The organism is Kitasatospora sp. NPDC059599, assembly GCF_042735125.1.
GTDB lineage: Bacteria > Actinomycetota > Actinomycetes > Streptomycetales > Streptomycetaceae > Kitasatospora.
In genome coordinates, this window is record NZ_JBHWCL010000019.1 from 56,860 (window position 1) to 69,255 (window position 12,396).

Genomic DNA, 12,396 nt, shown 5'->3' on the forward strand with positions numbered 1-12,396 from the left:
CGGCGCGGGACGCCGGCGGCCGAGCACGATGCGGAGCAGAACGTGGCACAGCCATCCGGGGAGTTCCGGCAGGAGGCCGCCCGCACCCGCGGCGGCGAACTGGTCTCCGGCGGCCTGCTGGTGGGCGTCGGCGCCCCGGACGGCTCCGAAGCCCGGCCCTGCCCCGACGAGTGGCGGCCCCGCCCGCGTCGGATCGAGCGCAGCGAACCCGCCCGCGGCCCGGTCGGCGGCGTCGGCCGCGCGGTCGGCCCGCTCGCGCTCGGCGCCGGACCGGCCGACATGCCGCTGCTGGACCGCGAGGCGGACATCGCCGAACTGCTCGGCCTGCTCGCCGAGGGCCGCTCGATACGCCTGGTCGGCCAGGCCGGCTCCGGTCGCAGCGCACTGCTGTCGGCCGTCGCCGAGGCCGCCGCCGACCTCGCCCCCGGCGGTGTCGTCCAGCTCTGCGGCCACCGCCGCACCGCCGCCGACCTGCTCCAGGACCTCTTCGCGGCCACCCACCACGCCCCCGGCTACCGCCCCGACCCCGGCCAACTGGCCGCCCACCTCGGCGAGGTCGGCGCGGTCGTGGTGATCGATGCCGCCGAGCACTCCGGCGCCGAACTGGAGCAACTGCTCGCCGCCGCCCCCGGCTGCGCCTTCCTGGTCTCCGTCGCCCCGGACAGCCCGCCGCTGTCGCCCGGCTCCCGGATGCAGGACCACCTCGTCGCCGGGCTCTCCCGCGCCGCCTGCCTCGCCCTCACCGCCCGGCTGGCCGGGCGGCCGCTGGACGTCGCCGAGAAGGCCTGGGCGGTGGACCTCTGGTTCGAGTCCGAAGGCCTGCCGTTGCGCTTCGTCCAGGCCGCCGCGCTGCTGCGCCAGCGGGACGTCGCGGTGGACGCGCTGGTCGCCGCCGAGGACGACCGGATGGACGTCTTCGGCGCGGTCGACGGGCCCGTCCGCGACCCCGACCCGGCGGTCCGCGAGAACGCGCTGCGCGGCACCGTCCCGCTCCCCTCGGTCGCCGAGACCGCCTCACCCGCCGTCAGGCTCGCCGAGGGCCTGAGCGAGCCCGCACAGGCCGTGCTGCGGCTCGCCGTCGCCCTCGGCGGGGAGTGCCCCGCCGCACCGCACCTGCCCGCGCTGATCGACGTCGGCCTCGGCGAGGCCGCCCTCGCCGAACTCGCCGACGCCGGACTGGTGGTGTCCATCGGCGGGCACCACCGGCTGACCGCCGGCGCGCTCGACCTGCTCGTCCCGCACTGGCCGGCCCGCGGCTGTGCGGACGGCGCCGCCCAGCACTTCGCCTGGTGGGTGGGGCACAGTTCGGTGACGCTGGAGCAGATCGCCGCCGAGGCCGAGGTGGTGATCGGCGTCCTGCTCGCCGACCGCACCGCCGGACGCCACGAGGCGGTGGTCCGGCTCGCCCGGGCCGCGGCGCCCGCACTGGCGCTGGCGCTGCGCTGGGGAGCCTGGGAACGGGTGCTGCAGCTCGGCCTGGAGGCGGCCCGCCGGTCCGGCTCGGCGAGCGACCAGGCCTGGTTCCACCACGAGTCGGGCGTGCACGCCTTCTGCGTCCAGCAGCCGTCCCGGGCCGTCGCCGAGCTGGAGACCGCGCTCACCCTGCGGGTGTCCGCGGGCGAGCAGCGCGGGGTCGCCTCGGCGCGCCGGATGCTCGACCTGCTGCGCGCCGAGGGCCGGCAGCTGCCCGCCGCCCCGGCCGCGGCGCCCAGCCGGGCGCCGGTCATCCGCAAGATCGCGGCCCGGGTGCCGGCTCGGCTGAAGTCCAGCCGTCGGCGGCGCGTCCTCGTGGTCTCCACGGTCGTGCTGACCATGGGGGTGCTCGGCACGGCGGTGGCGATGAGCCTCACCGGGCCGGACGAGTACAAGCCGAAGGACCCGCACAGCGGTCGGCTGGACGAGGGCGGCAGCCAGGACGCGCCGTTCCCGCAGCCGTCCGGCAGCACCTCGCCGGGCCCGGCCGGCCCGACGCCGGGCAGCCCGGCGGGACCGAGCGGCAGCCCGGAGCCGACGACGAGCGGCAGCGCGTCGCACTCGGCGAGCGCCTCGCCGTCGAAGAAGCCGAGCTCCTCACCGGGCGCGACCGGGTCCCAGACCCCGCAGCAGCCGCAGCCGACCGTGCCGGGGCAGTCGCCGCCGCCGCAGCCGGGGCCGCCGTCACCGACCCATCAGCCGGGGCCGCAGCCGACGTCGGCCAAGCCGACCACCGGCCCGACCACGCCGAGCCCGACCACCTCGGGGACCGCGACGCCCACCGCCACCGGCGGGCCCAGCCCGTCGGCGTCACCGACGGGCTGACCGGTCAGAACAGCTTGAGCTTGTCGTCGTCGATGCCGCGCAGCTCGTCGTAGTCCAGCACCACGCAGCCGATGCCGCGGTCGGTGGCCAGCACGCGGGCCTGCGGCTTGATCTCCTGCGCGGCGAAGACGCCCTTGACCGGGGCCAACAGCGGGTCCCGGTTGAGGAGTTCGAGGTAACGGGTGAGCTGTTCGACACCGTCGATCTCGCCGCGGCGCTTGATCTCGACGGCCACCGTGGCGCCGTCGGCGTCGCGGCAGAGGATGTCGACCGGACCGATCGCGGTCGGGTACTCGCGGCGGATCAGCGACCAGCCGGCACCGAGCACCTCCATCCGGTCCGCGAGCAGCTCCTGGAGGTGTGCCTCGACGCCGTCCTTGATCAGGCCCGGGTCGACCCCGAGCTCGTGGGACGAGTCGTGCAGCACCTCCTCCAGCGTGATGATGAGCTTCTCGCCGGCCTTGTTCTCCACCGTCCAGACCCCGTCGGCCTCCTTGAGGACGCACGGTGGGGACATCCAGTTGAGCGGCTTGTAGGCGCGGTCGTCGGCGTGGATGCTGACGCTGCCGTCGGCCTTGACCAGGATGAGCCTGGTGGCGGAGGGCAGATGGGCGGAGAGCCGACCGGCATAGTCGACTGAGCAGCGGGCAATTACGAGACGCACGGTCGACCACGCTAGCCCACCGGGGCCAGTTGATGCGATTCCGCGACGGCGGGGTGAAGAAAGCGCGAACCCCGCGAACATTGAGGTCCGGCGGTCCCGTTCCCGCTCGTCGCGGTCTGGCGCCCATCCCATCTGGTCGCTACGTTGTGTGACGGCACGCTTGCGGGATCGCTGTCAACGGGGATGGAGACTTCAGATGAACGATCCGACAGGATCCGGCCAATCTGGTGCACCACGGCGTATTTCCCAAGCAATCCCCAGGAATGACCGGCCTGTTCCGCCGTTGACTGCCACCCTGTTCTGAGCGCGGTCGGTGTTCGGGACGTCACGTCCCGTGCCCGCCGCCGCTGATCGCGAAGGTGCCGGCAACCCCCGTCCCACGGTGTTCCGGACATCACACGCGATGTCGCCCACCCTCACCTGAGCTTGGACTACGCATGACCACCCGGGCGCCGCGCGGGTGGACCGCGAGAGGAGAATCCATGTCGCTCGACGTCTCACCGGCCCTGCTGGAGAAGGCCGAGCGGGGCGAGGTCGACGAGCGGGAATTCGTCGACTGCGTCCGCGTCTCCCTGCCGTACGCCTGGGACCTGATCAGCTCGCTGGTCGCCCAGGCGAAGGTCGACGGCACCGACTTCGCCGACAACCAGGTACCGCCGCCCAGCGAGCAGGCCCGTGGCCAGCTGCTGCGCGCCCTGGCCAGCGATGCCATCCGGGGCGCCCTGCAGCGCCACTTCGGCGTGCGGCTGGCCTTCCAGAACTGTCACCGGGTGGCGGTGTTCCTGCCGTCGGAGGCCAACGAGGCGCGGTTGACGCGCTTCACGTCGGTCCGGGAGCAGCTGCTCAACCAGTCCGAGGAACTGCGGGACTGCTGAGCGGCGGCACCCGTCGCCGCGACGCCGGCCGCCCCCGTCCCCCGGTGCGGGGGGAGGGGCGGCGGCCCGGGCCCGGGGCTCGCGGTTCAGCCCAGCTGGGGCAGGACCTCGGAGCCGAGCCGGGCGATGTTGTGCAGGGTCGCCTCGTGGTCGCCGCTGCCCTCGGCGAGCAGGGCGAACCGGCGGATGCCGGTCCGCTCGGCGGTGGCCAGCAGCCGGTCGGCGCACTGCCGCGGGGTGCCCACCGCGTGCAGGTCGCAGAGGAGTTCGGTGTACTCGCGCGGGTCGCGCATCTTGCGCTCGCGGCCGTCCACGGTGCGGTGGGCGCCGAGCCCGTACTCGAACCAGCCGGGCATCGCGGCGAGCAGGGTGGAGCGGGCCGCCGCGGCGCGGTCGTCGACCTGGGCCACCCCGGCCGCGACGTGCCGACGGGTGACCCGGCGCAGCTGCTCCTCGCTGCGCCCCGCGGCCAGCCACGCGGTGCGGTACAGCTCCAGCATCCGCAGCTTGTCGTCGTCCCCGGAGTGCATGCCGAGCAGCATCGGCAGGCCGCGTTCGGCGGCCAGCTTCACCCCTCCCGGCGAGGTGCAGGCGACCACCACCGGCGGGCCGGCCACCGGCCGCCCGGTGCGGGTGAGTTCCTCGCCGAGGCCCTCGCCCGGGCCGTCCTCGTCCTGGCGCTGGCGCGGGAAGCGCACCGGGCCGGACTGCTCACCGAGCCCGAGCCAGTTGCTCAGCGCGGGCCGCCGCACCGGTTCGCCGGCCCGCGGCACCACCGCCACCTCCGGGAAGCTGAACTGCGGGCCGTCCGCGCCCACCCGGGAGCCGCGCAGCCAGCGCAGCAGCAGGTCCAGCCGCTCCGGGAAGCCGTTCTCGAAGGCGCCCACGCCGTCGCCGAACACGTCCAGGTCGATCCACGGCCCGCCGCGGCCGACTCCGAGCGTGAAGCGCCCGCCGGAGGTGAGGTGCAGCAGCGCCGCCTGTTCGCCGAGCGCCACCGGGTGCCGGGTCGACAGCACGCTGACCGCCGTGCCGACGCCGATCCGGCGGGTGCGGCCGAGCAGCATCGCGGCCAGCGTCGCGGCGTCCGGGCAGACCCCGTACGGGACGAAGTGGTGCTCGGCCAGCCACACGCTGTCCAGGCCCGCCCGTTCGGCCTCGACGGCGGACCGGACGGTGCGCTCCAGCGCCTCGCCGTGGCTCTGCCCGGGGAACTGCGCGGACAGCAGGAACAGACCGACCCGCACCGGCGCGGTGTCCGCGGGCAGGGCCCCGGCGCGCTGCGCCGCGGGCAGCGGCTCGCCCGCGACGGCGGTGACCGGGGGGACGGCGGTCAGGGTCGGTCCGGGGGCGGTCGGCCGGACCCCGGCGGGTCGACGGGTCTCGGCACGGACGTCGGTCTTGGTCATCCTTGGGCCTCCTGGGGTGCGCGCAGGGTCTGCGTGCCCCGCCTGTTCCCCTTGTGGGTATCCGATGTCATGTGCCAATGGCACGCGGAACCCCGAATTTCCCCGATGATCGGGTGGATCTCGGCAAAAACGCCGGGGCGCCGGGCGGGCCCGTGATAGTGGCCATCCGGAGGGCCGACCGGCCGTAGGCTGGAACGGCCCAGAGCCCCGGAAGAGAGGCAGTCCGCCGTGTCGCCGCGCCGCAACCGGATCAAGAGCGCCGCCCCCCGCGAGAGCGCCGAGCCGGCCGCCCCGCTCGGCGGGTCGCTGCGCCGCACCGAGAGCTACCAGGGCGACGACTGGGTGGTCCAGACGGTCGCCGGGACGGCGGGGCGGGCCTACCGCTGCCCGGGCTGCGACCAGGAGATCCCGCCGGGGGTGGGCCACGTGGTGGCCTGGCCGATGCACGGTGCCGGGGTGGACGACCGGCGGCACTGGCACCGCGCGTGCTGGGGAGCGCGGGAGCGCCGGGCCTCCAACGTCCTGCGGGGCCGCGGCGCTCCGCGGTACTGACGCCCCGGGCGGGGCAGGTGCCGGACCGGCTACGCGTCGCGCTTCTTGAGCACCAGCATGCCGCCGAGCAGCGCCGCCGCCGTCCAGGCGAGGCAGATCACGAAGCCGACCCACGGCCCGTACGGCTGGCCGTGCTGCTCGTACACCAGCAGCATCCGCGAGCCCGCGTAGTCCGGGAAGTAGTGCGCCAGGGTCTTGACCTTCGGCACGGCCGAGAGGATCGGCGAGAGCAGGAAGAAGAACGGCACCAGCACGCCGAGGGCGAGCGTCTGGTTGTGCAGCATGGTGGTGACGCCCGCCGAGAACAGGCAGAGCATCGTCAGGTACAGCGCGGCGCCGAACACCGCGCGCAGCACGTGCGGTTCGCCGATCGTGGTGGAGTGCGAGCCGAGCAGCGACTGGCCGACGAAGAAGGTGACGAAGGCGGTCACCAGCGAGACCGCCAGGGCGAGTCCGCCGAGCACCGCAGCCTTGCCGCCGAGCAGGGTGGCGCGCTGCGGGACGGCGGCCAGGGTGACCCGGATCATGCCGGTGCTGTACTCGTTGCCGATCGCCAGCACGCCGAAGACGATGATGGCGAGTTCGCCGAGCATGATGCCGGCGAACGCCGTCCCGGTCGCGTCGAACGGGGACTGCTCGTTGCGGCGGAACTCGGTGAAGTTGTTGTTGGTGAGCAGGGACAGCAGCGCGCCGATGCCGACCGTGACGACGAAGGTCAGCGCGAGCGTCCAGACCGTCGAGCGGACGCTGCGGATCTTCGTCCACTCGGAGCGCAGGATCGCGGGGTAGGACGCCATCTCAGTTCTCCTCCTGCCGTGCCGCGGCGGCCTGCCGGGCGCCGTCCGCCTTCCAGCCGGCGCCCCAGGCGCCGGGTGCCCCGGCCGCGTCACGGTCGGGTCCACTGCCCGCGTGGTACTCCACCGAGTCGGCCGTCATCTGCATGAACGCCTCCTCCAGCGAGGCCTGCTGCGGGCTGAGTTCGTGCAGCACCACGCCGTTCGCGGCGGCCAGTTCGCCGAGCCGGGCGAGGTCGCCGTCGACCACCTCGTAGGAGCCGTCGGGGCCCGGTTCGGAGCGCAGGCCGGCGCCGGACAGCACGTCGAGCAGCCGCTCGGGCTGGGGGCTGCGCAGCCGTACGGCGGAGCGGGAGTTGCGCCGGATGAACTCCGGCATCGGCAGGTCGGCGAGCAGCCGGCCCTTGCCGATGACCACCAGGTGGTCGGCGGTGACGGCCATCTCGCTCATCAGGTGCGAGGAGACGAAGACCGTCCGGCCCTCGGTGGCGAGGCGCTTCATCAGGTTGCGGACCCAGAGGATGCCCTCCGGGTCCAGGCCGTTGACCGGCTCGTCGAACATGACGATCTCCGGGTCGCCGAGCAGCGCGGAGGCGATCCCCAGGCGTTGGCCCATGCCGAGCGAGAAGCCGCGGGCGCGCTTGCGGGCGACCGGGGTGAGGCCCACCAGGGAGAGCGCCTCGTCCACCCGGCGCTCCGGGATGCGGTTGCTCTGGGCGAGCCAGAGCAGGTGGTCGCGGGCGGTGCGGCCGGGGTGGACGGCCTTGGCCTCCAGCAGCGCGCCGATGTACTTGAGCGGCTCGCTGAGCTGCCCGTAGCGCTTGCCGTCGATGGTGACCCGGCCACCGGTCGGGCGGTCGAGGTCGAGGATCATGCGCATGGTGGTGGACTTGCCCGCGCCGTTCGGGCCGAGGAAGCCGGTCACCACACCCCGGGGGACGGTGAAGCTGAGCCGGTCCACCGCGAGCGTCTTGCCGTAACGTTTCGTCAGGTCGTGCAACTCGATCATTCGCGCTCCCTTACTCTCTGTCAGGCTAGGACAAAGCGGATATCGCGGCCCGCTGAGTGGGCCCGCCGAGCGCACCGGAATACGGTGGCCCCATGAGCGAGCGAAGCGAGCGAATCGTCGAGAGGTGCGCGTCGGGGAACGGGCCTGCCGGGCGAAGCGAGGTGGGTGCGTGACCCTGCTCCCTTCGGCAGTGTCCGTCCGCGAGAGCGGAACCGGAACCCCCCTCGTGCTGCTGCACGCCTTTCCGTTGAACGCCTCGATGTGGTCGGCCCAGCTGGACACGCTGCCCGGCCTGACCGGGGACGGAGCCCGGGTGCTCGCCCCCGACCAACGGGGCTTCGGCGGCACCGAGCTGGGCACCGACGAGCCCTCGCTGGACGCGGTCGCCGACGACCTGGCCCTGCTGCTGGACGCGGCCGGCATCGAGCACGCGGTGGTCGGCGGAATCTCCATGGGCGGCTACGTCGCGCTGGCCTTCGCCCGCCGCCACCCCGGGCGGCTGTCCGGCCTGCTGCTGGCCAACACCCGCGCCACCGCCGACACCGACGCCGTCCGGGCCAACCGGGAGCGGATCGCGGCGGCCGTCACCGCGCGGGACAGCGTACGGCTGCTGCTGGACGAGCAGGTCGCGGCCAATCAGCTCGGACCGGACTCGCAGCACCTCGTGGACCGGGTGGAGGCGATGGTCTCCGCCGCCCGGCCGGCCGCCGTCGCCTGGGCCCAGCGGGCCATGGCGGCCCGCCCGGAGGCCCTGGACGTCCTGTCGGGGCTGCGGGTGCCGGTGGCGGTGGTCGCGGGCGCCCAGGACCCCCTGGTGGCCCCGGAGGAGGCCGAGCTGATGGTCCGGGCCCGCCCCGACGCCGAACTGACCGTCATCCCCGGAGCGGGCCACCTGAGCGCCCTGGAGGCACCCGAGGCCTTCGACGCCGCCGTCCGCGCCCTGCTGCGCCGGGTGACCGCCGGATGAGCGAGGACGCGGCCGCCTGGGACTTCTCGGCCCTGGAGGTGACCGGCCGGATGCCCGTGACCAACCGGGGCGAGGGACTGCTGGAGCTCACCCTGGAACCGCTCGGCGAGGACTACTGGATGCGCCCGGGGGAGACCTTCATCGTCACCTCGTACGGCGACTACGGGTCCGGCCACCCCTTCGAGGTGCAGTACTGGCCCGACTCCGTGTCGGTCTGGTGCACCTCCTGGTTCGGCACCGTCTCGGACGACGACGGCAACCAGCTCAGCAGCGGCTACCAGCGGCCCGACGGGGCCTACCCCCGGTAGAACCGCCCGGGATGATGACGGCGCGACGACCGACAGGCCCTCACCCGGGCGGGTGAGGGCCTGTCGTGTGTTCTCCGCGTTCGTTCGCCGCGGCGTCGCGTCAGCGCGACTGCTGGGCGGGCACGCCCATGGTGTCGTCGTTCGGCAGCGAGGCGGCGGCCACGGCCGCGCCGGTCAGCGTCGCCAGCATCTCGCGCACGTTGGTCAGCTGGGCGTTGATGCTGTCGCGGCGGTTGGTGAGCGCCGCCAGCTCGCGCTCGGACTCGCTGCGGATGCGGTCGGCCTTGGCGTTGGCGTCCGCCACGATGTCCTCGGACTGGCGCTGGGCCGTCTCGACGGTCTGGCGGGCCCGGCGCTCGGCGTCGGTGCGCAGCTTCTCGGCCTCCAGGCGCAGCTGCTCGGCCCGGTGCTCGATCTCGGCCAGGCGCTTCTCGGCCTTGGCCTGACGGGCGGCCAGGTCGCGCTCGGACTGCTCGCGGCGCTTGGCCAGGTTGGTCTCGAACTCCAGCGCGGCCTGGGCGGCCTTGGTGCGGGTCTCCTCGAAGAGGGCGTCCGCCTCCTCGCGCTTGTTCTGGGCGTCCTTGTTGGCCTCGGCGCGCAGCTGGGCGGAGTCGCTCTTGGCCTTGTCGACGATCCGCAGGCCCTCGTCCTCGGCCTTGGCCTTGCGGTCCTTGGCGTAGTTCTCGGCCTCGGTGCGGACCTGCTGGGCGGCGGCCTCGGCGAGCTCGCGGTGCTGCTCGGCGGCGCGGTGCGCCTCGTCGCGCAGGTCCTTGGCCTCCTCCTCGGCGAGACGCAGGATCTTCTCGACGCGGGCGCCGAGACCGGCGTACGAGGGCTCCTGCTCGACGACCGCCGCCTGAGCGGTCTGGGTCTCCAGGTGGAGCTCCTCGATGCGCTTCTCCAGCGCACTGATCCGGGTCAAGGCACTGTCACGGTCGGCCACCAGCTTGGTGATCCGCTCGTCGACCTGGGCGCGCTCGTACCCACGGCGCACCAGGTCGAAGCCGTGAGGGGAATGACTGTCGCTCATGGGGTTCTGGGCTTCCTGTCGTCAAACCGCTGAGGTGGTTGAGGGAATCCTGACACGGTACCGGAGTGTCGACGGCGAAATGCCGTTGTCCCGCGGACAATGTCCGCTCAATCGGGTGGTGCGCTCTTGGAGCGATTGCCACCCGACCGGGGGGAGCCAACTCCGGCACCGGCCTTGGCGCCCCCGTCCTTCTTGGTGCTGCTTCCCCCGTTGGTCTGGGCGACCGGTGACGGTGCCTCGAACGCCTCCAGCGCGGACAGCACGTCCTGCACCCTGGAGATCTCGGTGTTGATGTCCTTGCGGCGGCGCACCAGCTCGTCCAGCTCGCGCCGGCCCTCGTCGGTGACCCGCTTCGCCTCGGCCTTCGCCTCGGCGAGCAGCCGCTCGGCCTCCGCCTTCGCCAGCTCGACCTGCTCGTCCGCGGCCTCGTCGGCGTCCCGCAGGCGCTTCTCCGCCTCGGTCGCCGCCCGGTCCAGCCGCTCCTCGGCCTCGGCCTCGGCGGACTGCAGCTTCGTCTCGGCCTTCTCGATGAGCGCTTCGGCGCGGTCGGTGGAGGTGGCGAGCTTGGTCTCCGCCTCCTTGAGCAGGCCCTCGGCCTTGCGGACCGCCGAGAGGCGCACCTTGCTCGCCTCGGCGGACGCCTCCGACGTGAGCTCGCCCGCGCGGTCCTCGGCGGCGGCGACCAGGGCCGCGGCGCGGTCCTCGGCCTCCGCGACGGTGGCCACCGCCTGCTCCTCGGCCTCGGTCAGCTGCTCCTGCGCGGCCGTCACCAGCGCGTCCACCCGCTCGCCGGCCGACTTCATGGCCGCCGCGTTCTCCTTGCGGGCGCGCTCGTGCAGCGCCTCCACCTCGGCGTCGGTGCGCTCGCGCAGTTCCTCGGCGCGCTCGCGGATCGCGGTGGCGTCGCGACGGGCCTCGGCGAGCAGCGCGTCCGCGTCGGAACGGCCCTTCTCGACCTCGCCCTGCCCGGCCGCCTCACCGGCCGCGACCAGCCGGTCGGCCTCCTTGCGGGCGGCGGCGACCATCGCGTCCGCCTGCTCCTCGGCGGCGGCAGTGGTCGCCAGCGCGGTGGTCTGGGCGTCCTCGCCGAGCGACTCGGCGTCGGCGAAGGCCTTCTCCAGGACGGACTTGGCGTGCTCGCGGGTGCCCCGGTCGAACTGCTCGGCGGCCTCCCGGGTCTCCGCGTCGTAGGCGTCGGCGCGGGCGCGGGTGGCGCTGTCGTACTCGTCGGCCAGGGTGCGGGTGGCGAGGGCGTACTCCTCGGCCTCGGCGTGCAGCCCGGCGGACAGCTCCTCGGCGTCGGCGAGCGAGCGGGCGCCCCGGGCCTCGGCCTCGGCCACCGTGCGGGCGGCCTGCGCCGCGGCGTCGGCGCGCAGCTGCTCGGCGGTGTCCTGGGCGGCACGCAGCTCGGCCTCGGCGTCCGCGCGCAGCTGCTCGTCGTAGACCTGGGCCTCGGCGCGCTGCCGGGCGAGCTCGGCCTCGGCGGCCTCGCGTTCGGCGGCCAGCTCCAGCTCGGTCTGCTCACGCAGCGCGGTGGTCTCGGCCTCGGTCCTGGCCCGCAGGTCGGCCGTCTCGCGGTCGGCCAACTCGCGCTGCTCGGCGGTCTCGCGGTCGGCCAGGTCGTGGACCTCGGCGGCGTACGCGTCGGCGGCGGCGCGCTGCTCGGCGGTCTCCCGGTCGGCCAGCTCGCGCAGCTCGGCCGCGTCCTGCTCGGCGGCCTCGCGGACCTCGGCGGCCTCCTGACCGGCGGCGGTCCTGAGCGTGGCGATCTGCTCGGCGGCGGCCTCGTACATGCCGGCCACCGACTGGCGGACCTCGGCGGCCTCCTCCTCGGCGGCGGCGACCAGCTCGGCGCCCTCGGCCTTCGCGGCGGCGATCAGCTCGGCGCGGTCGGCCTTGGCCTGCTCCAGCTCGGCCCCGGCCTCGGCGCGGATGCCGTCGGCGGTGGCCCGGGCCTCGGACAGCTCGCGGCCGGCCTCGGCGCGGACCGTCTCGGCCTGCTCGTTCGCCAGCGCCAGTTCGGCGGCGGCCTTCTCGCGGGTGGCCTTGGCGTCCTTGGCGGCGTCCGCCCGGCGCTGCTCGGCGGTGGCCTCGGCGCGCTGCAGCAGTTCGTCGGCGGCCTCGCGCTGTTCGGCGGCGTAGGTGTCGGCGGCTTCGTGCTGTTCGGCGGCGTAGGCGTCGGCGGTCTCGCGCTGCTCGGCGGCGTAGGCGTCGGCGGTGGTGCGGACCTCGGTGGTCTCGGTCGCGGTGCGTTCGGTGAGGTCGGTGGCGTGCTGTTCGGCCTCGGTGCGGACGCGGTCGGCGTAGGCCTCGGCGGTCTCGCGCTGCTGGGTGGTCTCGCGCTGGGCGAGGGCCCGCAGCTCGCCGGCGGCCTGTTCGGCCTCGGCCCGTACCCCGGCGGCGTAGGCGTCGGCGGTCTCGCGCTGCTCGGCGGCGTAGGCGTCGGCGGTGGTGCGGACCTCGGTGGTCTCGGTCGCGGTGCGTTCGGTG

Annotated in this window: 10 protein-coding genes and 1 pseudogene; 5 read left to right on the forward strand and 6 right to left on the reverse strand. The window is 74.5% G+C overall.

Annotated elements, in window-relative coordinates:
- Nucleotides 1-42: 42 nt before the first annotated feature.
- Nucleotides 43-2,298, forward strand: a complete 2,256-nt coding sequence (locus ACFV04_RS10150) for an ATP-binding protein (RefSeq protein WP_380528179.1) — start codon at nucleotides 43-45, stop codon at nucleotides 2,296-2,298.
- 4 nt (nucleotides 2,299-2,302) lie between these two features.
- On the opposite strand, the gene nucS is transcribed toward ACFV04_RS10150, so the two are convergent.
- Nucleotides 2,303-2,962 carry an endonuclease NucS gene (gene nucS / locus ACFV04_RS10155; protein ID WP_380342993.1) on the reverse strand — a complete coding sequence of 220 codons (660 nt, stop codon included), beginning with the start codon at nucleotides 2,960-2,962 and terminating at the stop codon, nucleotides 2,303-2,305.
- 482 nt (nucleotides 2,963-3,444) lie between these two features.
- On the opposite strand from nucS, the gene ACFV04_RS10160 reads away from it, so the two are divergent.
- Nucleotides 3,445-3,837, forward strand: coding sequence for an SCO5389 family protein (locus ACFV04_RS10160; protein WP_360254029.1), 393 nt, complete (start codon nucleotides 3,445-3,447; stop codon nucleotides 3,835-3,837).
- Nucleotides 3,838-3,923: 86 nt separating this feature from the next.
- Here ACFV04_RS10160 and ACFV04_RS10165 read toward each other — a convergent pair whose 3' ends face one another.
- Entirely contained in the window at nucleotides 3,924-5,084 is a 1,161-nt protein-coding gene (locus tag ACFV04_RS10165; protein WP_360254205.1) for an LLM class flavin-dependent oxidoreductase, read from the reverse strand.
- Nucleotides 5,085-5,474: 390 nt separating this feature from the next.
- Here ACFV04_RS10165 and ACFV04_RS10170 point away from each other — a divergent pair, with 390 nt between their 5' ends.
- A complete protein-coding gene (locus tag ACFV04_RS10170) occupies nucleotides 5,475-5,798 on the forward strand; it encodes an ATP/GTP-binding protein (protein ID WP_380342990.1) in 324 nt (107 codons plus the stop codon).
- A 29-nt stretch (nucleotides 5,799-5,827) separates the two neighbouring features.
- Here ACFV04_RS10170 and ACFV04_RS10175 read toward each other — a convergent pair whose 3' ends face one another.
- Nucleotides 5,828-6,595, reverse strand: a complete 768-nt coding sequence (locus ACFV04_RS10175; protein ID WP_360254033.1) for an ABC transporter permease subunit — start codon at nucleotides 6,593-6,595, stop codon at nucleotides 5,828-5,830.
- Between the two features lies 1 nt (nucleotide 6,596).
- Complete coding sequence (locus ACFV04_RS10180) at nucleotides 6,597-7,601, reverse strand: ABC transporter ATP-binding protein (RefSeq protein WP_380528184.1); 1,005 nt, start codon at nucleotides 7,599-7,601, stop codon at nucleotides 6,597-6,599.
- A gap of 169 nt (nucleotides 7,602-7,770) precedes the next feature.
- On the opposite strand from ACFV04_RS10180, the gene ACFV04_RS10185 reads away from it, so the two are divergent.
- Both ACFV04_RS10185 and ACFV04_RS10190 read left to right on the forward strand, forming a co-directional pair.
- Nucleotides 7,771-8,568: an alpha/beta fold hydrolase gene (locus tag ACFV04_RS10185; RefSeq protein ID WP_380342984.1), complete on the forward strand. Its 798-nt coding sequence runs from the start codon at nucleotides 7,771-7,773 to the stop codon at nucleotides 8,566-8,568.
- Nucleotides 8,565-8,876, forward strand: coding sequence for a hypothetical protein (locus tag ACFV04_RS10190; protein ID WP_380342981.1), 312 nt, complete (start codon nucleotides 8,565-8,567; stop codon nucleotides 8,874-8,876). Before ACFV04_RS10185 ends, ACFV04_RS10190 begins: the two co-directional genes overlap by 4 nt.
- Nucleotides 8,877-8,976: 100 nt before the next feature.
- On the opposite strand, the gene ACFV04_RS10195 is transcribed toward ACFV04_RS10190, so the two are convergent.
- Together ACFV04_RS10195 and ACFV04_RS10200 are read right to left on the reverse strand one after the other, a co-directional pair.
- On the reverse strand, nucleotides 8,977-9,906 hold the full coding sequence (locus ACFV04_RS10195) for a cellulose-binding protein (protein WP_189915750.1): 930 nt from the start codon (nucleotides 9,904-9,906) through the stop codon (nucleotides 8,977-8,979).
- 107 nt (nucleotides 9,907-10,013) lie between these two features.
- Nucleotides 10,014-12,396: pseudogene (locus ACFV04_RS10200) on the reverse strand (hypothetical protein); the annotation flags it as partial.